Origin of the sequence: Bradyrhizobium sp. 21 (assembly GCF_023073335.1) — a bacterium.
Classification (GTDB): Bacteria; Pseudomonadota; Alphaproteobacteria; order Rhizobiales; family Xanthobacteraceae; genus Bradyrhizobium.
This window is the reverse complement of the sequence record NZ_JADPJG010000004.1, coordinates 40,329-62,959: the sequence shown is the minus strand read 5'-3', so window position 1 is coordinate 62,959 and position 22,631 is coordinate 40,329. Positions and strand designations below refer to the sequence as shown.

Here is a 22,631-nt window from a genome sequence, read left to right as displayed (position 1 = left end):
TTCCACCGCCTTTGTCGGCAAATCAGCCGTTTGAACGACGCGCCGAGCCCGAAAGACCCATACAAGAGGACATTGTCTCACTTTTGCGGATTGCCATGACCGTCTTCCAGCTCAAACAGCTCGCATCCACTTCCGTCCACGCCGCCGCCGATGCGGTCGGCTGGAATTACGACCGCGCCGAGTTGATCGCCGACGGCATCATCCACGCGATCGGAGTGCTCTGCGGCATCATCGCCGCGACCGTGCTGGTGGTGCTGACGGCGCTCTATGCCGACGCCACCGACATCGTCGGGGTCTCGATCTATGTCGCCGGCCTGCTCTCGATGCTGGTGTTGTCGGCGACGTATAATCTCTGGCCGGTCTCGCCAGCCAAATGGCTGCTGCGGCGGTTCGACCATTCCGCGATCTATCTGCTAATCGCGGCGACCTACACGCCGTTCATCCTCGAGGTGAAGGACAGCGTGTTCGCGCTTGTGCTGCTCGCCGGCGTCTGGTGCGTCGCGATCCTCGGCATCGTGCTGAAACTTCTCTACCCCGGCCGGTTCGACCGCGTCGCGGTCGGCATCTACCTCGCCATGGGCTGGAGCGGCGTGATGCTCTACGATGCCGTGGTCAAGGCGCTGCCTGCGCTGGTGCTGGGCTTCATCCTTGCGGGTGGCGTACTCTACAGCCTCGGCGTGATCTTCCACGCCTGGCGACGGCTGCGCTTCCAGAACGCGATCTGGCACAGCTTTGTCTTGGCCGGCGCGGCGTGCCATTATACCGCGGTGCTCGACCTCGTGTTGAGCTGAGCAAGCTCCGCGAGGCGGTATAAGCGGCGCGGCATACAAGCGAAGCGCTGTACAAAAAGAGAGGAGACGTCGCATGCAGGTGACCGGCAAGGTCGTGGTCGTCACGGGCGGCGCCAACGGCATCGGCAAGGCGCTGTGCGAGGCGTTTCACAAGGCCGGCGCGACGAAGGTCGTCGTCGCGGACATGGACGCCGACAACGCGAGGACGGTCGCCGCCACGGTGGATGGCGCAGCCTTCAAATGCGACGTCGCGCAGGAAAAGGACGTCTCGCACGTTATCGAGGAGACCGAGCGGCAGTTCGGCCCGATCGAATTGTTCTGCTCCAATGCCGGCATCGGCGGCGGCTTCGATCCGATGTCGGTCAACGCCGGCGGCGCCTCGGATGAGCCGTGGCAGCGGAGCTGGGCGATCCACGTCATGGCGCATGTCTATGCGGCGCGGCATTTGATCCCGCGCATGAAGGCGCGCGGCGGCGGCTATTTCCTCAACACGATCTCGGCCGCGGGCCTGTTGTCGCAGGTCGGCAGCCCGGCTTACTCCACCACCAAGCATGCCGCGGTCGGCTTTGCCGAAAACCTCGCGATCTCGCACAAGGCGCACAACATCCGTGTCTCGATCCTCTGCCCGCAGGGCGTCGACACCAACATGCTGCGCGCGATCCCGAAGGGTCCGCAATCCGGCGACGGCGATCTGACGCCGGAGCAGGTCGCGAAAGACGTGCTCGCCGGCCTCGATCAGGAAACGTTTCTGATCCTGCCCCACCCCCAGGTGCTCGGCTACATGCGCAAGAAGACCGAGAATTACGACCGCTGGATCGGCGGCATGGCCAAGATCCAGGCCAGGATGCGGGACGAATTCGGGACGTAGGGCGAGGCTGTTGCCTCAATTGACGCTGTCAAGCCCCGCGAAGTCGGGGCATCCAGTGCGCCGCGGCCTGTCGATCGAACCACGACTGTCTCGGAGTACTGGATCGCCCGGTCAAGCCGGGCGATGACACCGAGAGTGGAGCTACGCAGCCCCCTCATCCTCCACCCGGCTCTGCCGCAACGCCTGCGCATACAGCATCATCCCCTCGCGCACCGTGTGCTGCTCGGCCTCAGTCAGCGCCGCCAGTGCGCCACTCACCTGCTGCCGGCCAAAGGCATGCAGCGCCTCCAGTGTGCGCCGGCCCTTTGCCGTCAGCGACAACCGCTTGCTGCGTGCATCAAGCTCATCCTGCGTCTCCCGCAGCTCGCCGCAATCGATCAGCTTGCGCACCAGGCGGCTGACGCTGGATTTCTCCAGCCGCAGGAAATCGCCGAGTTCGCCTGAAGTCATCGGGCCGCGGATGCCGATCTCCAGAATGGTGTGCACCGCCGATGGCGGATAGTTCGTCGCCGCCACCGTCGCCTCCATAAAGCCGAGCTCGCGCACCATCTGGCGCGAGGCGGCGCGGATGTCGTCGATCAGCGAAAGCTCGGCCATCTTGACTCCAGTATAGTTGTACCATACAACTATATGCGCGCAGCGGCGCGCGCAAGCGTCTCGGAGTGGACCATGAGCGGAACTTTGCCGGCCGGGATGCGGATGAAGGGCAAGGTCTGCCTGGTGACGGGCGGCGGCAGCGGCATCGGCCGCGCCACGGCGCTGCGGATGGCATCCGAAGGTGCGGAAGCGATTGTCGTGGCTGGCCGGCGCGGAGCGGAGATCGAGGCTGCCGCTGTTGCCTGCCGCGAACTCGGTGCGAACGCGATCGCGCTCAAGGCCGACATCACGCGGGAAGACGAGGTCGAACGTCTCGTGTGCACGGCCATTGAGCGTTGCGGCCGGCTCGATGTCGCCTTCAACAATGCCGGTTTCCAGGAACGTCGCGCGCCGCTGGAAGAGCAGGGCATGGACGTCTACGACAGCGTGTTCGACACCAATGTCCGCGCGCTGTTTTTGTGCCTGCGCCATCAACTGCCGGTGATGCTGGCGCAGGGGGGCGGCAGCATCGTCGTCAACGCCTCAGTCAGCGGCGTGCGCAATCCAAATCCCGGCTTCTCGCTCTACTCGGCCTCGAAGGCCGCCGCGATCTCGCTGATGCGTTCGGCGGCAATGGAAAACGCCCCGCGCGGCATCCGCATCAATGCCATCGCACCCGGCCGCGTCGTCACCGACATGATGCTGCGCGCCGGCGTCGGCGATATCGCGACCGTCAGCGCAGGCCTGCCGTTGCGGCGCATGGGGAGCCCGGAGGAGGTCGCGGAGGCCGTGGTGTGGCTGTCGTCCGACGCGTCGTCGTACGTCGTCGGGCATGTGCTGGCGGCGGATGGGGGATTTCTGGCTTCGTAGTGTGCGGTCGACCCACATATTCAATGTCGTCCCGGCGAAGGCCGGGACCCATAACCACAGGAAGCTGTTGTGGTGCAAAGTCGCCCACCACCACGGGTCTTCGCCAAACTTCTCCCTGGGGGAATGAGACCCGGCCTTCGCCGGGACGACTAACTAATGCTTCTGCCCGTACAATACCGGCACCGCCGAATCCACGGCGACCTCGACGAGGCTCGTCCCCTCGAACGCCAGCCCGCGCTCGAGCGCCTCACCCAACTCCGCAGCCTTCGTCACACGCACCGCATGGCAGCCCATGCCCTCGGCAAGCCGCACGAAATCGATCCCCGGCAGCTCGAGCCCCGGCACGTTGCGCACCTGCATCACCTGGCTGAACGAGCGCATCGCGCCGTAGCCGGAATTGTTGATGACCACGATGGTCAGCGGCAGCTTGCGTTGCGCGGCGGTCCACAGCGCCTGGATCGAATACATCGCGGAGCCGTCGCCGATCAGGCACACGGTGCGGCTCGTCGGCTTACCCAACGCCATGCCGACCGCGGCGGGCAGCGAATAGCCGAGGCCGCCGCTCGCCATGGTGTAGAAACTGTCCTGGCCGCGCATCGGCATGAATTTTTGCATCGCCGGCCGGTGCGAGGGGACTTCCTCGACCAGGGACGCGCCGTCCGGCATCGCCTGCGCCAGCGAATGCAGCAGGAATTCGACCGGCAACGGTTCGGCGGCTTGCGGAGCCGGCGGCAGCGTGCGGCCCTTCGGTGGCGCGCGTTTGCTCTCCGGCAGGAGGTCGAGCAGCGCGCTAAGCGCGGGCTTCATCGTGGCGATGATGCTGGTGCCGACTGGCGTCACCGCGGCGGCGTCGGGGTCGTCGGTGATCTGGAAGATGGTGGCGCCGCCGTCGAAGATCGCAGCGTGGCCTTCGACATGGAAGGTGAACACCGGCGCACCGATGACGACGACGAGATCGTGCTCGCGCAGCGCGTCCGAGAGTTGCGCGGGCGAGGCATGAAGGAAGCCGGCGAATTGCGGATGCCGCTCGGGGAACGAGCAGCGCGCCGAGAAGGGGCTGACCCAGACGCTCGCCTTCGCCTTCTCGGCGACGCGCACCATCAGATCGACCGCGCCGGCGCGGTCGATTCCGGGGCCGACGATGAGGGCGGGGTGCTTGCTCGCACCGAGTGCGGCGACCAGCGCCTTCATCGCGTCAGGCTCGGGACCTATTTCGCGGCTGACCTTGCGCGCTTCGATTGGAGCAGCCGCATGCGCCCAGTCGTCGACGGGGATCGACACGAAGGTCGGCCCGCAGGGCGGCTGCATCGCGGTGTAATAGGCGCGCGCGATCGCGGCCGGCACGTCCTCGGACCGCGCCGGCTCGACGCTGTACTTCACATAAGGCCGCGGGAATTCGGACGCGCGCTCGGCATAGAGGAACGCCTGCAGCGGCAGGATCGAGCGCGCCTGCTGGCCGGCGGTGATCACCAGCGGCGTCTGGTTGCGATGCGCGGTGTAGATATTGCCGAGCGCATTGCCGACGCCGGCTGCAGAATGCAGATTGACGAAGCCGGCATTGCGCGTTGCCTGCGCGTAACCATCGGCCATGCCGACGGCGCTTGCCTCCTGCAGTGCCAGCACGTAGTCGATGTCGTCGGGCCAGTCGCTCAGGAACGGCAATTCGGTCGAGCCGGGATTGCCGAACACCTTTTTGATGCCGAACGAGCGCAGCAGGTTGAGGGTCGCCTGCTTGACGGTGACTGACTTATTGCCGGTCTTGCCGTTCTTGGCCATGGTTTCCGTCCCCTTTTAATTCCTCATCCTGAGGAGCGCGTCTTCGCGCGTCTCGAAGGATGAAGGCCCGGCTAGTGGCCTCGCCCTTCGAGACGCGCGCGAAGGGCGCGCTCCTCAGGGTGAGGGTCTAGGTTCCTACATTGCTGCTGCGCTCGCAATGACGACGAGGCAGCAGTGGTGCTCACCACACCGCCGTGCCCTTCATCGTCGGCTGTCCCTCCGCATTCGCGGTCCACAGCTCCATGCCGGCCTCGGTCTCGTTGGCGTTGACGGAGAACTCCGTGCCCTCGAACAGCGGCTGCACGCCACGATAGGTAAACTTCTTCGGCGCCTTGCCGCCGTGCAGCTTTGCCGCCATCTCGATGATGAACGTCGCCTGCAACGGCCCATGGAAGATCAGGCCCGGATAGCCTTCGACTCTGGTGACATAGTCGCGGTCGTAATGGATGCGGTGGCCGTTGAAGGTCAGTGCGGAATAGCGGAACAGCAGCACGGGATCCGACACATGCGTTTCGCGGTGCTGCGCCTTCGGCGGCGGGACCTTTGCTGTTGCGGGCGCACCGCCCGTCATCTCGCGATAGACGATGTCCTGGCGCTCGCGGATGGCGATGCCGCGCGGCGACGAGATGCTGTGCTCGACCGAGACGAAGCACAGCGTGCCGGTCGATCCCGTCTTCACCTGCACGTCGGCGATGCGCGAGGTGCGCGTCGATTTATCACCGACGCGCAGGGGCTGCAGGAACTCGATCTCGCCGCCGGCCCACATCCGGCGCGGCAGCGGCACCGGCGGCAGGAAGCCGCCGCGGGTGGGGTGGCCGTCGGGGCCGAGCATCGACATCGGAAACACCGGCTGGGCCAGGCACCAGTGCACGGTGAACGGCGCGGCGTCACCCGTCTTGGGTTCACCGATCTCCTGGAACAGCGTTGCGCGCAAGCCCATGACGAGCTGCGCGGTGACGATGTCGGTGGCCTCCGTGCTGCGGCCGATCCATTGTCGCATGTGATCGATGTCGAGCTTCCCGGTCATGACCTTGCTCTCTTACTTCCTGGATTGGGGATTCTCGCCGATGCCGGGCACGGCACCATAGCTGCGCGTCTCGCCGACGATGATCGGCGCCGGCGCGGGATAGCTGACGCGTCCCCGCGGCGTGTCGACCTCGATCCGGCGCAGATGCGGATGGTTGGTGAGGTCGGCCATGGTGTTGACCTCGGCAAAGGCGATATCGGCATCGGACAGCCGCTTGAGCAGTTCGTCCCGCGTCATGCCGCCAAAACTATCGGCGACCGTCTTGTCGGTGAAGTCGCGGTTGCGCACGCGCTCCACCATGTTGGCGACGCGGGGATCGGCGGGCAGATCCGGCTGGTCCAGCACTTTTGCGCAAAGTGTCTTCCACTCGCGCTCGCTCTGGATCGAGATCAGAATGTCCTTGCCGTCGCTGGAGGTGAACACGCCGTAGGGCGCGATCGAGGGATGACGCAGCCCCATGCGCTTCGGCGGATTTCCGGCCTCGGAATTGAGCAGTGGCACCGTGCACCAGTCCGCCATCACGTCGAACATGGAGATGCGGATGTCGGCGCCCTTGCCGGTGCGCCCCCGCCCGATCAGCGCTTCCAAAATCGCCGCATGCGCGGTGGCGCCGGTGGCGACATCGACGATCGACATGCCGACGCGCGAGGCGCCGTCGGGATTGCCGGTGATCGAGGCAAGGCCGCTCTCGGCCTGGATCAGCAGATCATAGGCCTTGCGATGCGCATAGGGCCCCTCGTCGCCATAGCCGGTGATCGTGCAGGAGATCAGCCTGGGATAATCCTTCACCAGTCGCTCGCGCGAAAAGCCGAGCTTGTCCATCGAGCCGGGCTTGAGGTTCTGGATCAGCACGTCCGCGCTCGCGATCAGCCCTTCCAGCTCGGCGCAGCCCTCCTTGGTGGCGAGATCGACCACGGCGGATTGCTTGCCGCGGTTGAGCCACACGAAGTAGCTGCTCTGGCCCTTGGCCGCCGCGTCATAGCCGCGGGCGAAATCGCCCTCGGGCCGCTCGATCTTGATCACCTCCGCGCCGGCATCCGCCAGCCGCGACGAGCAGAACGGCGCTGCCACGGCCTGCTCGACCGCAATCACCCTGATCCCGTCAAGAGCTCCCATGATGCGGCCTCAATACGAGCGGGGCATGCCGAGCACATGCTCGGCGATGAAGGACAGCACGAGGTTGGTCGAGATCGGCGCCACCTGGTACAGCCGCGTCTCGCGGAATTTGCGCTCGACGTCGTATTCCTCGGCGAAGCCGAAGCCGCCATGGGTCTGGACGCAGGCATTCGCCGCTTCCCAGGACGCATCGGCCGCGAGCATCTTGGCCATATTGGCCTCGGCGCCGCAGTCGAGCCCGGCTTCGTATTTGCGCGTGGCTTCCTTCACCATCAGTTCAGCGGCGCGCATCGCGGCGTAGGCCTTGGCGATCGGGAACTGGATGCCTTGATTCTGGCCGATCGGCCGGCCGAAAACGCTGCGCTCCTTGGCGTAAGCAGTGGCCTTGGCGATGAACCATTTGGCGTCGCCGACGCATTCGGCCGCGATCAGGATGCGTTCGGCATTCATGCCGGAGAGAATGTAGCGGAAGCCCTTGCCCTCTTCGCCGATCAGATTCTCCGCCGGCACCTTCATGTCGGTAAAGAACACTTCGGTGGTGGCATGGTTCATCATGGTGCGGATCGGGCGGATCTCGAGGCCCTTGCTCTTGGCCTCGCGCATGTCGACGATGAACACCGAAAGACCATCCGTGCGCTTCTTGACCTGGTCCTTCGGCGTGGTGCGCGCCAGCAGGAGCATCAGGTCGGAATGCTCGGCGCGGCTGGTCCAGATCTTCTGGCCGTTGACGATGTAGCCGGCATTGCCGTCCTTGCGTGCAAAAGTCTTCAGCGAGGTGGTGTCGGTGCCGCTGGTCGGCTCGGTGACGCCGAAGGCCTGCAGGCGCAATTCGCCGCTCGCGACCTTCGGTAGATATTTTGCCTTCTGCTCGTCGTTGCCGTGCCGCAGCACGGTGCCCATCGTGTACATCTGGGCGTGACAGCCGCCGCCGTTGCAGCCCGCGCGCTGGATCTCTTCGAGGATCGCGGCGGCCGCCGAAAGCTTGAGCCCCGCGCCGCCATATTCCTCGGGGATCAGCACCGAGAGATAGCCGGCCTCGGTCAACGCGTCGACGAACGCCGTGGGATAGGCCATCTCGCGGTCGAGCTTGCGCCAATATTCGCCGGGAAACTGCGCGCAGAGCTTAGCGACGGCTTCGCGGATGTCGGAATGATCTTCGGCGTGGTGGTCTTCACTCATGGGGTTTCCCGTATGTGCGGCAGTTAAGATAACGCCGGCCGATCCTCTGGCGTTGTGAAAACAATGCCAGCCCCCTATGCTCATTTGCTATAGCGTATGGAGTAGCCTTCCAGGATTGGCAAGCATGGATTTCCGTCAACTCAGAACCTTCAGTTGCGTGGCGGAGCTCGGCAGCCTCTCCAAGGCGTCCGATACATTGCGTGTGGCGCAGCCGGCGCTCAGCCGCCAGATCAAGCTCTTGGAACACGAGCTGCGCACCGAATTGTTCACCCGCAACGGCCGCGGCATGGTGCTGACCGAAGCCGGGCAGCTGTTGCTGGCGCGCACCTCCGGCATCGTGCGGCAACTCGACCAGATCCGCGACGACATTCAGTCGGCCAAGGGGCCGCCGTCCGGCCGGGTGGTGCTCGGTCTGGTCCCGACCGTGAGCTGCGTGCTGTCGGCACGCTTCGCGCGGCGCTGCGTCGAAAAGTATCCCGGAATTTCGCTGCGCATCGTCGAGAGCTACAGCGGGCATATCGTCGAATGGCTGCATCGCGGCGAGATGGATCTTGCCATCCTCTACGGCCGTTCCGCCGATCTGCACCTCAATGTGCAGAGCCTCGGTCGCGACAACATCGTTGCGGTCGGTCCGCGCGGCTGCGGTCTCGCGCGCAAGAAGAATGTCGATATCGGCTGGCTGCTGCGGCAGCGGCTGGTGCTGCCCAGTCATTCGCACGGTCTCCGCGCGTTGATCGAGCATGCGGCCGCGCAACGCAAGATCAAGCTCACCGTCCAGCTCGAAGCGGATTCGTTCCGCGTGCTCACGAGTCTCGTCGAGGAGGGCCTCGGCTTCGCACTGCTGCCGCCGTCGTCGGTCCACGGCGAAGTCGCGGACGGGCGGCTGGAAACCGCTGTGGTCTCGAAGCCGATGACGCGCGAGCTCATATTCGCCTCTCCGATCGACCGTCAGGTCTCGACGGCCTCGCTCGCCGTCACCGCCCTCCTGCGCGAGGAGGTCGCCGCCTGCCGCAAGGAAGGCGTGTGGGACATCAAGTTGAGTTAGATGCACTCATGTCCTAGAACAGCCGCGCGCCGCCTTGCCTTCGCATCTGGCGCGACCTGTCATGCCGAAATTTTATAGCTGGGGTTCATCGCGCCTCGCGCTCAACTGTCATTGCCCGCGAAGGCGGGCAATCCAGTATTCCAGAGACGGCGCGGCTAGAATCGAGGAGCCGCGGCGTACTGGATGCCCCGCCTTCGCGGGGCATGACAGCTGAGGTTGAGGAAGCACCTGCCGAATAGCGAGCGCTCTACCCCGGGATCCGCACCGGCAGCGACTCATATCCCTTGATGAAGCTCGAATAGATCCGCTTCGGCTCGCCGACCACCTCGATGCGGTCGAAGCGCTTGAGCATCTCTTCCCAGACGATCTTGAGCTGCAGCTCGGCCAGCCGCATGCCGACGCAACGGTGAATGCCGAAGCCGAAGGAGAGGTGGCTGCGCGGTCGCGGGCGGTCGATGACGAAATCGTTCGGCCTCTCGAACATCTCCTCGTCGCGGTTGCCCGAGACGTACCACATCACGACGCGGTCGCCTTTCTTGATGTGCTTGCCGCCGATCTCGGTGTCGGCGAGCGCGGTGCGCCGCATATGCGCCAGCGGCGTCTGCCAGCGGATCACCTCCGGCACCATGGAATCGATCAGCGCCGGGTTCTGCCGCAGCATCTCGTACTGCGCCGGGTTCTCGTTCAGCGCCAGCACCGAGCCGGTCATGGTGTTGCGGGTGGTGTCGTTGCCGCCGACGATGAGCAGGATGATGTTGCCCATGAGGTTGTCGGGGTCCATGAAGCGCGTGGCGTCGTTATGCGCCATCAGCGACAGCAGATCGTTGCGCGGCGCCGAGTTGACGCGCTCGTTCCAGAGCTTGGACATGTAGGCGTAGCACTCGTCCATCTCGCGGCGGCGCTCTTCGGCGGACGCGACGATGCCGCTCTTGGGCAGGGCGGTCGCGACATCCGACCAGCGCGTCAGCTTGCGCCGTTCTTCCCAGGGGAAGTCGAACAGGGTGGCCAGCATCTGCGTCGTCAGCTCGATCGAGACGCGCTCGACGAAATTGAAGGTCTCGTTGCGCGGCAGATTGTCGAGCACGGTCTGCGAGCGCTGGCGGATCAGTTTTGACAGTTCGTCCAGATGGGTCGGGGTGAACATCGGCGACACCGTCTTGCGCTGCGACGAATGCCGCGGCTGGTCCATGGCGATGAAGCTCGGCCAGTCATACCCTTCCGGCACGTCGCGGATCCCGATGCCGCCGAGCGTCGAATCGGAGGAGAACAGGCCGTGGTTGGTATCGACATGCATGATGTCGTTGTACTTCACCACCGACCAATAGGGCTCGATCGGCGCGTTGGTGCAGTAATGCACCGGCTCTTCCTTGCGCAGCCGCTCGAACCACGGCCACAAGGTGTCGTCCTGGAACAACCGGGGCGCGCCGGGGTGGAATTGCGAAAGCGGCGTCGCATAGGCTTCCTCGCGCGCCTTGCGCATGCGTTCGGCCTTGTCCACTTGAACCGGCGCTTGAATGTTCATGGTCGTGGCTCCAGTTGGTTCTTCCTTCGCCTCTCCCCGGGGGGCGACGGAGAAAACTCACGCCGCAATCTTCACCGGCAGCGTCTCGAGTCCCTTCACGAAACTCGAATAGACCCGCTTGGGCTCACCGACCACGTCGATATGGTCGAATCGCCTGAGGATCTCTTCCCAGATAATCTTGAGCTGGAGTTCGGCAAGCCGCAAGCCGACGCAGCGGTGGATGCCGAACCCGAAGGACAGATGCGTGCGCGGGCGGGCGCGGTCGATGATGAAATCGTAGGGCTTTTCGATCGCCTCGGCGTCGCGGTTGCCCGAGACGTACCACATCACGACCTTGTCACCTTTCCTGATCTGCTTGCCCCGGAACTCGAAATCCGCGAGCGCGGTGCGCCGCATATGCGCCAGCGGCGTCTGCCAGCGGATCACTTCCGGCACGAAGCTGTCGAGCAGCGCGGGATTTTCGCGCAGCTTGCGATATTGTTCCGGATGCTGGCTCAACGCGTGGAGCGAGCCGGACATGGTGTTGCGGGTGGTGTCGTTGCCGCCGACGATCAAAAGCACGAGATTGCCGAGGAAGTTTTTCGCGTCCATGTCGCGCGTCGCGGCGCCATGCGCCATCATCGACAGCAGGTCGCTCTTCGGAGGCTGCGCGATGCGCTCCTTCCACAGCCGCGCGAAATAGCCGGCGCATTCCGTCAACTCGGCCTGCCGCTCGTCCTCGGTGGCGACGAGGCCGTCGGGCCCGGGAATGGTGGTCGCGATATCCGACCAGCGCGTCAGCTTGCGGCGGTCGTCCCACGGAAAATCGAACAGCACGGCGAGCATCTGCGTGGTGAGCTCGATCGAGACGCGGTCGACCCAGTCGAACACCTCGCCACGCGGCAGATTGTCGAGGCACTCGGCCGAACGCTCGCGGATGTTGAGGGCGAGATTATCCAGATGCGTCGGCGTGAACATCGGCGCCACGGTCTTGCGCTGCGCCGCGTGGCGCGGCGGGTCCATCGAGATGAAACTCTCGCGGCGCAGATCCGGATCGATGTCGCGGATGGTGATCCCGCCGAGCGAGGAGGCCGAGGAGAATACCGAATGATTGGTCTCGATCTCCATGATGTCGTTGTAGCGCGTCACCGACCAATACGGTCCGAACATGGAATCCTTGCAATAGTGCACGGGATCTTCGCGGCGCAGGCGATCGAAATAGGGCCAGAACGTATCGGTCCTGAACAATTCGGGATCGCCCGGATCGAACCGCTCCAGCGGAAGTGATGATGCGCGCTCGCGTAACGCGTCGAGCTTTGCCGCGCTCTCGATGGTCCCATGCATGACCGCTCTCCCTGACATGAACCGCGCGTTCTCGTTGAATTCTGCGCTGCGGTATTTGATTTGCAATTACAGCCGGTTGTCTGCGCCGGAGCAAGAGAGAGTTTTGCCACATCCAACCCTTACGAGAGCGTCGGACGGTCGTCACGCCGCCATGCGAACGTGATCTTGCGCACGCCGTTTGACCAGGAATCGTGCAAGAAATCGACTGGAATCGAGGGAAATCGAACCCGCCCATCTTGGGGATCGACCAATCTCTGATCTATAGTTTGACCGTAACAGGTCTGCACCCCGAGGTTGCCGCCGTGAACGACATGCAATGGACCCCCATCGGTTCCGAACCCTTACCCCCGCCGCTGCCGCCCACGCGGGTCGATTTCACCGGCGACCGTACCGAGTTTCGCAAATTGGTCACCAAGGGTGCCCTGCTGGAGCTCGTCACCTTTGGCTTCTACCGGTTCTGGCTCGTCACCGACATCCGCCGTCATCTGTGGGCGAACACCGCGATCGACGGCGATGCCGCCGAATATACCGGCCGGGCCAAGGAGCTGCTGGTCGGCTTCCTGTTCGCGCTCGCGATCCTGGTGCCGATCTACCTCGCCTATTTCCTCGTCGGCATCGAGTTCGAGCGCTGGCAGGGCTTTGCCTCGACGCCGCTGTTCATCAGCTTCTACGCCTTCGGTCAGTTCGCGATTTTTCGCGCGCGGCGCTATCGCCTGACGCGCACCGTCTGGCGCGGCGTGCGGTTCTGGATGGACGGCTCGGGCTGGGCCTATTCGTTCCGCGCCATGCTGTGGGGCCTGCTGGTGTTCCTGACGCTTGGTCTCGCACTGCCTTGGCGCGAGGCTTCGCTCGAACGCTACAAGATGCGGCACACCCATTACGGCGATTTGCGCGGCGATTTCGCAGGCAACGGCTGGACGTTCTTCAAGCGTGGCTGGTGGCTGTGGCTGCTCAGCCCGATCGCAGTCCTGATTTTCCCGATCGCGCCGTTCTTCTATGCCGAGTTCAAGGCGCGCGAATGGCGTTGGTGGCTCGACGGCATCCGCATCGGCGGCGTCAGCCTGTCGTCGCAGTTGCCGCACAATGCCTTCTACGGCCTCTACTGGAAGGTGATCGGCTGGTGGATACTGCTCTCGACCATCTTCGCATTCTATCTTGGCGGGGCCACCTTGCTCGTCGTCAAGCTGAGCGGCCGTTCACCCGAGCAGATGTACGGCCCCGGCCGTGCCTTCGAGAACATCCCGCTGCTGGTGATCATGGTCGTCGGTTACTCTGCTCTCGCCCTTGCCCTCAATATCGTCATGCGCGTCTATCTCCAGCGCGATCTCTGGGCCAAGGTGCTGGAGACCGCCGAGGTGCACGATATCGGGGCCGCGGCGGATGTGCGTGGCAGCGGTGAGCTTGCCAGCGCACTGGGCGAAGGTTTTGCCGATGGACTCGATGTCGCGGGATTCTGAGCTGTGAGTGAGTTGTCCAACGAGGCCCCGGCGCAGTCCGCAAAATCGACGATCTTCTTCGACGGCGTGTCGAGCCGCAAGCGGCAGGTGGCGCTGACGCTCGGCGACGCGCTCGAGATCCTTGAAGAGGGCGGAGCGTCGGTGCGCTGGGCCTATGCCGACATCCGGCGTGCCGACAGTCCGGGCGGCGTCCTGCGTCTTGCCTGCACAACCGCGCCGTCCCTGGCGCGGCTCGAAATCCGCGACGCTTTGCTTGCGTCAGACGTGACCGCCCGTTGCGTACGGCTCGACGAGCACCAGACCTCGCGACGGGGCATCGCAAAAGTCGTCGGCTGGTCGATGGCCGCCGCCGTCTCCATTGTCTGCGTCGTGGTGTTTGGGGTGCCGCTCGCTGCCGACCGTCTCGCGCCGCTGGTCCCGAAACCGATCGAGCGGCGCATTGGCGATGCGTCAGAGGTCCAGGTGAAGACCATCTTCGGCCCCAAGGTATGCGAGGGTGCGGCGGGGAAAGCGGCCTTCATCAAGCTCGTCAATCGGCTGCGCGATGCCGCCGGTCTCGACGACGATTCCATGACCGCCGGCGTGCTGCCGACCCCGGTGCCGAACGCGTTCGCGTTGCCCGGCGGCAAGGTCTTCGTGCTGAAGGGCCTGCTCGACAAGGCCGAAAGCCCGGACGAGCTCGCCGGCATCCTCGCCCACGAGCTCGGTCACCTCAAGCACCACGACAACATGCGCGGCCTGATTTATAATGGCGGCACCTCGTTCCTGATCGGCCTGTTGTTCGGCGACGTCACCGGCTCGAGCGCCGTGATCTTCGCCTCGCGCAGCGTGGTCGAGGCCTCCTATTCGCGCGAGGCGGAGACCGCTGCCGATACATTCGCGATCGAGATCATGCATGCGCTCGGCCGCTCGCCGAAGCCTGCGGCCGAACTGATGTTCCGCATCACCGGCAAGGAAGGCGGGGGCCTCATCACAATCCTCGCCAGCCACCCGTTGACCGAGGATCGTCTCGCCCGCATGACGAAGGAAGATCGCGCAGCCAGCGGCCCGCCGCTGCTGACGGATGCGGAGTGGCAGTCGCTGAAGGGAATTTGCGGCAGCGGGAAGATCTGATCGGCCCGGACGGACGGCCAAATTCGTCTGCCGCAGAGGAACAATTCTTCCGGGAGGGCTTATCCTTGCGAACAAGGATTGGGATCTTGCGCATGACTTACGGTCGCTTCGCCGCGATGATCGCTGCTTCCACCATCATCATGTTCGGCCTGATGTATCTTAACACTTTTGCAGTGGATCACGTCTGGTACAGCCAGACCCGAACATGGATGGCATTGCTGATGGGCGCCGTCATGGCTCTCGTGATGCTAGGTTTCATGTGGGAGATGTACGGGAACCGGGCGGCGAATATCGCCGTGATGGCCGCCAGCGTCTTGGTGTTCATGCTCTCGCTCTGGCTCGTCCGTAGCCAAGAGACCGTGACAGATGTCGCCTATATGAAGGCGATGATCCCCCATCACTCGATCGCCATCCTCACGAGCGAACGCGCGCACATCAGGGACCCGCGCGTTCGCAAGCTGGCCGACGGAATCATCGAAGCCCAGGTGAGGGAGATCGGTGAAATGGAGAAGCTGATCGCCGAGTTGAAGACAAACCCGGCGCCGACAGATGCAAAGGATCTGCCGGCGAGGCCGCCGACCTGACGCCGCAGGGAAGGGTGCCCGACGCGGCTTATCTCGTGCCGTAGGCGCGGTCGCCGGCATCGCCGAGGCCCGGCAAAATAAAGCCGTTCTCGTCGAGACCCTCGTCGATCGCGGCCGTCCAGATGGGGACATCAGGATGCAATCCGCGGAGACGTTCCAGGCCTTCCGGGGCGGCGATCAGGCATGCGAGGCGGATGTCCCTGGCGCCGCGCTCCTTCAGCCGGTCGATTGCGGCGACGGCCGTGTTGGCGGTGGCAACCACCGGCGTCACCACGATCGCAAGCCGCTCACTGAGATCGGACGGCGATTTGAAGAAATACTCGACGGCCGCAAAACTGTGCGGCTCGCGGTAGAGCCCGATATGGGCGACGCGCGCGGTCGGCACCAGATCCATCATGCCGTCGACGAAGGTCGTGCCGGCGCGCAGCATCGGCACGAACACCAGCTTCTTGCCCGCGATCTTGGCCGAGTGCATCGTCGCCAGCGGGGTCTCGATCACGGTATCGGTGAGCGGCAGATCGCGCGTCACCTCGTAGCACAGGAGCATGCCGATCTCCTTGATCAGCTCGCGGAACGACTTTGTCGAGATGGATTTGTCCCGCACCAGCGTCAGCTTGTGCTGCACCAGCGGATGATCGACGATCGTGACGCCTTCCATGATCGGATGCTCCTGAAATTCATCGATACGCAATGAATGTCGCTGCGGATGAATGGATTAGAAAACCGTCCCGTCGCTGATCACCTTGAGCGGCGGCGCGCCGTCGGACCGGCGCGCGAAGGCGATGGCTCGGCCAGCAGCCCAGGTGCCGCCTTCCAGAATGCTGGCGAGCGGCAGTGACTCCGGCGAGCGGCCGAGCTTTGCGCGAACCAATGCGGCAAGCCGATCCAAAAGCGCGACGGTGAGCGCACGCCATTCCACGATGAGTAACGAATCCACCGCATGCGCGCGCTCGGCATCAGCCGCATCGCGCAGCCGCAGCACCTCGTGATCGACGAACAGGCCGCCATTGCGATATTCGGCAAGCCCGGTCAAGCCGTCGATGTCGGTGACATTAAATCCGGCGCGCTGGAGCGGTTCGATCAGCGAATAGCTCAGCCATTGCGACAGCTTGTGCAGAGGCACGAGGCCCGTGGTCGCGTCGTCAGCCTTGATGGCCGGATGGCGCCAGCAATCGCCGAGCGGAATCCCCGTGAGCTCGAGTCGCGATGGCCAGATCGGCCCAAGCTGGTTGAGCACGGCGGACAGGATGGCGGGCGCGGGAAGCGCGCCGCCCTTGGCCTGCGCGGCGATGTGATCGAACAGGCCGCCCGGCCGCGGCGTGTCGTGCGAGCCGAACACGTCCGCTCGCTCCGCCACCAGCCGGCCCAGACGCCGCAGCAGATCGGTGCGCCCCTCAAGCCCGAGCAGCGGATTGGTGTCGCTCACCTGAAAGGCGGCTGTAAGCGCTGCGAGCGGCAGTTGCGCGAGCGCGTCCGCATCGACCCTGAAGGGCGCGCGGCCCTCGCCGGAAAACAGACCGCTGGCGAACATGTCGAGACTTGCGATCGCGAGCCCCTCCGATCGGCCGATGCCTTGTCCCGTCACGGCGTCGCGGTATCGCCAGACAGGGCCAGCGCCGGCATCGAGCAGCACGCTGACGATCGCGAGGTCGAACTCCGCGCGCGCCCGCGCTGCGCGATCGGGCCATGAGGCCGCGTCCGCAAACCGCGCCCAGCGGTCGACGCCGCCGAGCACGAAGTGCCGCCACCGCGCATGGAAGGGAATCTCCAGCGTTGGATAGGCTTTTCGCGTTACCGCCACCACGGCCTCCGCGACGCCGTCCATGCGATCGAGATCAATGGTGAAATGCGTGAGCCCGCCGTTCAAGCCGAGTTCGAGCATCTCGCCGGCCCGCGCGCGAACCGCCTTTGCGGTGAGCAGCGAGCATGCCTGCAGTTCTGAAGCGTCCGCCATCACGTATCAGTATTTTTCCAGCGAACGCCCGACCACACCGTTCACGTCCTTCTCGGGCGCGATGTCGGTCGAGTAGTAGCCGGCGGCCTTCTTCGCGGCCATCTCGACATAACCGTCAGCGGGAATAAGTTCCGGCGGGATGGGCACGCGCTCGACTATGTCGATGCCTTGCGAGGTCAGCGCGTCATATTTCATGTCGCTCATCGACAGGAAGCGGTCGATGCGCTTCAGGCCGAGCCAGTGAATGGTATCTGGCATCAATTGCTGGAAGCGCGCATCCTGGACGCCGGCGACGCATTCGGTGCGCTCGAAATAGGTCGCGGCCGCATCGCCCTCCTCCTGGCGCTTGCGCGCGTTGTAGACCAGGAATTTCGTGACCTCGCCAAGCGCGCGGCCTTCCTTGCGGTTGTAGATCACGAGCCCGAGGCCGCCCTCCTGGGCGCCGCGCGCGGATTCCTCGATGCCGTGGATGAGATAGGGACGGCAGGTGCAGATGTCGGAGCCGAACACGTCGGAGCCGTTGCACTCGTCATGCACGCGGCAGGTGATCTTGGTGCGATGGTCCGGCAGTTTTGTCACATCACCGAACATGTACACTGTGGTGCCGCCGATCGGCGGCAAAAACACCTTCAAGTCCGGCCGGGTCACGAGTTCGGGGAACATGCCGGCGGTCTGCTCGAACATCGTGCGCCGCAGTTCGGTCTCGTTGGTCGCGAAGCGTTGCGCAAGGCCCGGCAGATACCAGACCGGATCGATCGCGATCTTCACCACCGACACGCTGCCATTGGCGTGCACGACGTCGCCATCGGCGCGGAGGCGCTTTTTCGCCAGCGCTTCGCGGATCTCCGGCAGGTCGAGCCGCGCGCGCGTCACCGCGATGCTCGGCCTGATGTCGGACCCTTCGGCGATCTCCTTGCCGAAATTCTCCGCGACCAGATGCCCCCAGGGATCGAGTGCGACGATTTTTGCGGGATCGCTCCATTGCGGGAATGGCCCGATGGTCGCCGCCGGAAACGTGTTGGTGAGATCGGGTCTGCGAATCGGATCGAGCGCGCCGGCGGACACCGCGAGCGCCCGGTACATCGCATAGGAGCCGCCATGGCTGCCGATCACGTTGCGATCCCCAGCGCGCGACACCGTGCCGATGATCGGCCCGCGGGCGCGCGCGTCGGCGGCGCCCCAGTGGATCGGGAAGGCAGCCTTCCGGCCCGGCTCCGGATGGGAGGTCAGGCGGATGTGGTCGGTACGGTTCGCGCGGCTCATGACCAAACTCCCAAAAAGCCAACGGCCCGCCGCTCGGACGGGCCTGGCTCGGTCGCGTTGCCGGCTGCGGAGCGCCGGCGACGCAAGATCAATCCAACATATTGTAGCGGGCAGTCGCGACAGACAAGTTAATCGTGCGGCGCGGGCTGGGCCGTTCGCTGCCAAATTCCCGTCATCAGCGAGCCGGCAGGGCCTACGGAAGCGCACAGCGCCGCATCGGACGACCTCGCTATTCTGCCTGCGCGATCGACGTAAGAGACTGAAGTATTTATGTTTTTCATGTTTTCAAGGGGCGCGGCGTGTTTTGCCCGACGGGCGTCGAGTTTCTGGACAAATCGTGTCATCAGACCAATCGTATCGATCCGCCTTTGCCTTGGAGACCGCCATGCCTGCCGCCAGCTACGTCGACCCCCGCAACGGAAAGCTCTATCCGCTCGACCAGCCGCGCTGGTGCTCGGACGAGCGCACGCCGCTGCTGGTGACGTCGGGGGCGGGGATATCGCGCGAGGACATCGACAGAAGCACGCGCTCGCTCTGGCGCTATCGGGCGGCGTTGCCGGTCGAGATCGCCAAGCCGATCACGCTCGGTGAAGGCTGCACGCCGTTGGTCCAGCAGGATTGGGGCGAGCTGCGCCCGTTCTTCAAGCTCGAATGGTTCAACCCGACCGGCAGCTTCAAGGACCGTGGCTCGGCGGTGATGCTGTCCTTCCTGCGCCAGATCGGTGTCGACGCCATTCTGGAGGACTCTTCCGGCAATGGCGGCTCGTCGATGGCGGGGTTAGGTGCCGCCGGCGGCATGCGCGTGAAGATTTTGGCGCCGGCATCGACCTCGCCGGCCAAGATCGCGCAGGTCCGCGCCTATGGCGCCGCGGTGCAACTCGTCGAGGGCCCGCGCGAGGAATCGGAGGCCGAGGCCATCCGCCAGTCGCAGCTGACCTTCTATGCCAGTCACAATTGGCAACCCTTCTTCCTCGAAGGCACAAAATCGCTCGCCTATGAGATCTGGGAGGACCTCGGCTTTCGCGCGCCGGACAACGTCATCGTCCCGGTCGGCGCCGGCAGCTCCCTGCTCGGTTGCGCCTTCGGCTTCCGCGAGCTGCTCAAGACAGGCCAGATCGCAAAGCTGCCGCGGCTGTTCGCGGCGCAGCCACTCAATTGCTCGCCGATCGATGCGAGCTTCAGGGCCGGCGTCGACACGCCTGTCGCCCGCGAGGTCAGCAAGACCATCGCCGAAGGCACCGCGATCAAGGCTCCCCTGCGCCTGCGCGAGATCATCGGCGCCTTGCGCGAGAGCGGCGGCGGCACGGTTGCGCTCACCGAGGACGAGATCGTCGCCGCCCTGCGCCGTCTTGCGCGGCAAGGCCTGTTCGCCGAGCCGACCAGCGCAAGTGCCGCCGCGGCGCTGGACAAACTATCCGCCACCGGCGCCATCAAGGCGGGCGAAACCACGGTCGCGGTCCTCACCGGCACGGGCCTCAAGGCCGCAACCACAGTTGCCGATCTCGTGCAGTAGGACCGCGAGGATGCGAAGCTGTGCCGTCGCCATCGTGAGCTCGCGTTGAACCTTTGGCGCTCATCGTCAGCCTCATGAAAACTGACATCGAGCGAAGGGAGAGTTCCATGACCGCGCAAGACCCGTTTGCCGGTTTCAAGGCAGTCCAGAAGGAAGCCTGGTCGCTGTTCACGCCGATGGAAGTGTTCACGACACCGTCGGCCGCCAAGCTCGTGAACTTCGCCGGGGTCGCGACCGGCCAAAGGCTGCTGGACGTCGGCTGCGGCACCGGCGTTGCCGCGATCACGGCGGCGCGCCGCGGTGCGAAGGTCAGGGGCCTCGACCTGTCGCCCGTTTTGATCGAGCGCGCCCGCGAGCATGCGCAGCTGGCGAACCTCGATCTCGACTTCGCCGAAGGCGACGCGGAAAGCCTGCCCTATGGCGACAACGAGTTCGACGTGGTGCTCAGCCAGTTCGGCCACATGTTCGCGCCGCGTCCGGACGTCGCCATCGGCGAGATGCTGCGCGTGCTGAAGCCCGGCGGCACCATCGCCTTCTCCAGCTGGCCGCCGCATCTCTACGTCGGACGGATGTTCGCGCTGATCGGCCGCCACATGCCGCCGCCGGAGGGCGTGGCGTCACCGGTGTCGTGGGGTGATCCGAAGATCGTCGCCGAACGTCTCGCAGGAAAAGTGAAGGACATCTCCTTCGAGATGGACATCATGAATCCGTCCGCACTGAGCCCGCAGCATTTCCGTCGCACCATGGAAACGACGATCGGGCCTTTGATCAAGCTCCTCGCCCAGTACAAGGACGAGCCGGACAAGCTGCGGAGCTTCCGCGGCGAGTTCGAGGCGCTGATCTCCGAATATTTCGACGGAAGCAACAACGTGATGCGCCAGCAGTTCCTGATGACAAAGGCGAGGAAAGCGTGACTGCTTTGCCTTCTCCCCTTGTGGGAGAAGGCCTCACTCTTTCAGATCGTTCACGCGCTTCACCCAGGCGCGTACATCGATGAGCACCTCGGGCATCACCGCCCTGACCTCCTGCACGGTCATGCCCGGCTTGATGCGGGGATCGTAGAGCAGATTGAGGATGTACTGGTCGTAGACGTCGAAATAGCCCATCGAAACGTTGTCGTTGAACATCGTCCACGGCACGCTCGCGGTGTCGTTGATGGGCCCGAGCGATTGCAGCAGTTCCTCATAGGCGCAGTCGAGGAAGGTAAAATCGCCGTTGTCGACGGTGAGAATGACGTCGGAATGCTCGATCTCGAAATTGTCGTTCTTGCGAAAACCGGACAGGCATTGCGGATCGAGCGAGGTGCGGATCTCGCGCGCCTTCTCCGCGCCGTAGAAGCTCGAGATGGTGCGAAACAGATCGCGGTCGCGCACGAGCTTCACCCGCACATTGGCCGCCTCGCTGGTCCCGGTCATGGCGATGTCGAGATGCTCCACGTGCTTGCCGATGTCGGCCACGACTTTTGCGAGCTGCGCCTTGCGGTCCGCGCGGTCGCTGTCGGCGAACACGCGCACCGGACCGTCGAACTTGCGAATGCGGTCGACGCGGCCGGCAAGGTGGTATTCGGCGCCGAACGCCGTCTTCAGAAAGCCATCGACGATCTCGCCGTCGGTAAAGCTTTTCTTCTCGGCGCGCTGGCGCGAGGCGATCGCGGGCAGCTCGCCCGCGACGGCGATGGTAGCGGTGTCAGGGACGAACGCGGCGGTGGCGAGCGCCAGCAGGGCGATGCGAAAGCCGGACGAAGGCTGGGCCAATGCGCTCATTGCCAGATGACGCTGCCGTATTCGGAAGCGACGCACAAGACCGCATATTCACGCGGCCGCGGGTTCCCGCAGATGGCCGCCCGCTAGTTGTTGAGCACGACCACGGTGGTGCCGACGCCGACGCGGCCATAGAGGTCGCTGACGTCGTCATTGGTCATGCGGAAGCAGCCCGAGGAGACCGCCTGGCCGATCGTCTCCGGCTCGTTGGAGCCATGGATGCGGTAGAGCGTCGAGCCCAGATACATCGCGCGCGCGCCGAGCGGATTCTCGACGCCGCCCTTCATGTGACGCGGCAGGTCCGGCCGGCGGGCCAGCATCTGCGACGGCGGCGTCCAGTCCGGCCATTCCTTCTTGGCGGTGATCCTGTGCACTCCGCCCCAGCGGAAGCCGTCGCGGCCGACGCCGATGCCGTAGCGCAGCGCCTGGCCGTTCTGGAGCACCAGATAGAGCCGGCGCTCTGAGGTGTTCACCACGATCGTGCCGGGGGCGTAATTGCCGTTGTACATGACGGTGGTCCGAGGGACCGGGCTCGAGCCGCCGCGGAAGAAGTTCGGGCCGCCGCCCATGATGTCGCGCGAGTCGAATTCCTCGGCCAATGCGCCGCCGGCGGTGGCCGACAGCAGTGCGATGGCGGCAATCGGCGCGGCAAAAAACCGGATCATTGTTTCCCCCAGCAAAAAATCGATTCAACTGAAGTTACAGGCCATATTTGCGGGCTTTTCGCAAGCCACGGCCCCGTGAGGCCCGTCTTTGGAGAAAGGCCATGCTTAACGATTGGCGTTACCAAATCGGCAACCAGACCAGTTTGCCGAAAAACGTTAGCCAAACCGGCGCATCCCGACGCGGGGCAGGGCCGCAAGGCCTGCTATTGCTTTGACGGAGGCGGCGAAC

The 22,631-nt window shown here is 64.6% G+C and carries 21 protein-coding genes; 9 read left to right on the top strand and 12 right to left on the bottom strand.

All coding sequences use genetic code 11. The features are described 5' to 3' along the window. Positions 1 to 95: 95 nt before the first annotated feature. Both IVB31_RS07730 and IVB31_RS07725 read left to right on the top strand, forming a co-directional pair. Positions 96 to 791, top strand: a complete 696-nt coding sequence (locus IVB31_RS07730; protein WP_247320487.1) for a hemolysin III family protein — start codon at positions 96 to 98, stop codon at positions 789 to 791. A gap of 73 nt (positions 792 to 864) precedes the next feature. Beyond that, complete coding sequence (locus IVB31_RS07725; RefSeq protein WP_247320485.1) at positions 865 to 1,659, top strand: SDR family oxidoreductase; 795 nt, start codon at positions 865 to 867, stop codon at positions 1,657 to 1,659. A gap of 141 nt (positions 1,660 to 1,800) precedes the next feature. On the opposite strand, the gene IVB31_RS07720 is transcribed toward IVB31_RS07725, so the two are convergent. Beyond that, positions 1,801 to 2,256, bottom strand: a complete 456-nt coding sequence (locus IVB31_RS07720) for a MarR family transcriptional regulator (RefSeq protein ID WP_247320484.1) — start codon at positions 2,254 to 2,256, stop codon at positions 1,801 to 1,803. A 72-nt stretch (positions 2,257 to 2,328) separates the two neighbouring features. On the opposite strand from IVB31_RS07720, the gene IVB31_RS07715 reads away from it, so the two are divergent. Continuing rightward, positions 2,329 to 3,105 carry a glucose 1-dehydrogenase gene (locus tag IVB31_RS07715; RefSeq protein ID WP_247320482.1) on the top strand — a complete coding sequence of 259 codons (777 nt, stop codon included), beginning with the start codon at positions 2,329 to 2,331 and terminating at the stop codon, positions 3,103 to 3,105. Between the two features lie 153 nt (positions 3,106 to 3,258). On the opposite strand, the gene mdlC is transcribed toward IVB31_RS07715, so the two are convergent. From mdlC to IVB31_RS07695, 4 genes are all read right to left on the bottom strand, one after another. Continuing rightward, entirely contained in the window at positions 3,259 to 4,881 is a 1,623-nt protein-coding gene (gene mdlC, locus IVB31_RS07710) for a benzoylformate decarboxylase (protein ID WP_247320479.1), read from the bottom strand. Between the two features lie 181 nt (positions 4,882 to 5,062). Beyond that, positions 5,063 to 5,908: a MaoC family dehydratase N-terminal domain-containing protein gene (locus IVB31_RS07705; protein ID WP_247320477.1), complete on the bottom strand. Its 846-nt coding sequence runs from the start codon at positions 5,906 to 5,908 to the stop codon at positions 5,063 to 5,065. Positions 5,909 to 5,920: 12 nt separating this feature from the next. Continuing rightward, positions 5,921 to 7,024 (bottom strand): CaiB/BaiF CoA-transferase family protein, encoded by a 1,104-nt coding sequence (locus tag IVB31_RS07700; protein ID WP_247320475.1) that lies wholly within the window; start codon positions 7,022 to 7,024, stop codon positions 5,921 to 5,923. A gap of 9 nt (positions 7,025 to 7,033) precedes the next feature. Beyond that, complete coding sequence (locus tag IVB31_RS07695; protein ID WP_247320473.1) at positions 7,034 to 8,203, bottom strand: acyl-CoA dehydrogenase family protein; 1,170 nt, start codon at positions 8,201 to 8,203, stop codon at positions 7,034 to 7,036. Between the two features lie 124 nt (positions 8,204 to 8,327). Between IVB31_RS07695 and IVB31_RS07690 the strand changes: the two genes are divergently transcribed. Further along, positions 8,328 to 9,248, top strand: a complete 921-nt coding sequence (locus IVB31_RS07690; RefSeq protein ID WP_247320472.1) for a LysR substrate-binding domain-containing protein — start codon at positions 8,328 to 8,330, stop codon at positions 9,246 to 9,248. A 247-nt stretch (positions 9,249 to 9,495) separates the two neighbouring features. Here IVB31_RS07690 and IVB31_RS07685 read toward each other — a convergent pair whose 3' ends face one another. Together IVB31_RS07685 and IVB31_RS07680 are read right to left on the bottom strand one after the other, a co-directional pair. Beyond that, entirely contained in the window at positions 9,496 to 10,770 is a 1,275-nt protein-coding gene (locus IVB31_RS07685; protein ID WP_247320471.1) for a cytochrome P450, read from the bottom strand. Between the two features lie 57 nt (positions 10,771 to 10,827). Further along, the gene (locus IVB31_RS07680) at positions 10,828 to 12,093 is read right to left on the bottom strand and encodes a cytochrome P450 (protein ID WP_247320470.1); all 1,266 of its coding nucleotides are present in this window, start codon (positions 12,091 to 12,093) and stop codon (positions 10,828 to 10,830) included. 302 nt (positions 12,094 to 12,395) lie between these two features. Here IVB31_RS07680 and IVB31_RS07675 point away from each other — a divergent pair, with 302 nt between their 5' ends. The 3 genes from IVB31_RS07675 to IVB31_RS07665 all read left to right on the top strand — a co-directional run bounded on the left by IVB31_RS07675 (position 12,396) and on the right by IVB31_RS07665 (position 15,247). Next, positions 12,396 to 13,550 carry a YjgN family protein gene (locus IVB31_RS07675; RefSeq protein WP_247320469.1) on the top strand — a complete coding sequence of 385 codons (1,155 nt, stop codon included), beginning with the start codon at positions 12,396 to 12,398 and terminating at the stop codon, positions 13,548 to 13,550. A 3-nt stretch (positions 13,551 to 13,553) separates the two neighbouring features. Beyond that, on the top strand, positions 13,554 to 14,663 hold the full coding sequence (locus IVB31_RS07670; RefSeq protein WP_247320468.1) for a M48 family metallopeptidase: 1,110 nt from the start codon (positions 13,554 to 13,556) through the stop codon (positions 14,661 to 14,663). 92 nt (positions 14,664 to 14,755) lie between these two features. Continuing rightward, the gene (locus IVB31_RS07665) at positions 14,756 to 15,247 is read left to right on the top strand and encodes a DUF305 domain-containing protein (RefSeq protein ID WP_247320467.1); all 492 of its coding nucleotides are present in this window, start codon (positions 14,756 to 14,758) and stop codon (positions 15,245 to 15,247) included. Positions 15,248 to 15,275: 28 nt separating this feature from the next. On the opposite strand, the gene upp is transcribed toward IVB31_RS07665, so the two are convergent. The 3 genes from upp to IVB31_RS07650 are packed head-to-tail and all read right to left on the bottom strand — an operon-like array spanning position 15,276 to position 18,464. After that, positions 15,276 to 15,905, bottom strand: coding sequence for a uracil phosphoribosyltransferase (gene upp, locus IVB31_RS07660; RefSeq protein ID WP_247320466.1), 630 nt, complete (start codon positions 15,903 to 15,905; stop codon positions 15,276 to 15,278). A 57-nt stretch (positions 15,906 to 15,962) separates the two neighbouring features. Continuing rightward, complete coding sequence (locus tag IVB31_RS07655) at positions 15,963 to 17,201, bottom strand: URC4/urg3 family protein (protein WP_247320465.1); 1,239 nt, start codon at positions 17,199 to 17,201, stop codon at positions 15,963 to 15,965. Between the two features lie 6 nt (positions 17,202 to 17,207). After that, complete coding sequence (locus IVB31_RS07650; RefSeq protein WP_247320462.1) at positions 17,208 to 18,464, bottom strand: GTP cyclohydrolase II; 1,257 nt, start codon at positions 18,462 to 18,464, stop codon at positions 17,208 to 17,210. A gap of 385 nt (positions 18,465 to 18,849) precedes the next feature. On the opposite strand from IVB31_RS07650, the gene IVB31_RS07645 reads away from it, so the two are divergent. Beyond that, positions 18,850 to 19,977 carry a threonine synthase gene (locus tag IVB31_RS07645; protein WP_247320461.1) on the top strand — a complete coding sequence of 376 codons (1,128 nt, stop codon included), beginning with the start codon at positions 18,850 to 18,852 and terminating at the stop codon, positions 19,975 to 19,977. Between the two features lie 107 nt (positions 19,978 to 20,084). After that, on the top strand, positions 20,085 to 20,891 hold the full coding sequence (locus IVB31_RS07640; RefSeq protein ID WP_247320458.1) for a class I SAM-dependent methyltransferase: 807 nt from the start codon (positions 20,085 to 20,087) through the stop codon (positions 20,889 to 20,891). 33 nt (positions 20,892 to 20,924) lie between these two features. Here the strand turns inward: IVB31_RS07640 and IVB31_RS07635 are convergent, their stop codons facing one another. Both IVB31_RS07635 and IVB31_RS07630 read right to left on the bottom strand, forming a co-directional pair. Beyond that, positions 20,925 to 21,740 carry a DUF2927 domain-containing protein gene (locus tag IVB31_RS07635; RefSeq protein WP_247320456.1) on the bottom strand — a complete coding sequence of 272 codons (816 nt, stop codon included), beginning with the start codon at positions 21,738 to 21,740 and terminating at the stop codon, positions 20,925 to 20,927. Between the two features lie 83 nt (positions 21,741 to 21,823). Beyond that, a complete protein-coding gene (locus IVB31_RS07630) occupies positions 21,824 to 22,402 on the bottom strand; it encodes a L,D-transpeptidase (RefSeq protein ID WP_247320454.1) in 579 nt (192 codons plus the stop codon). Between the last annotated feature and the right edge of the window lie 229 nt (positions 22,403 to 22,631).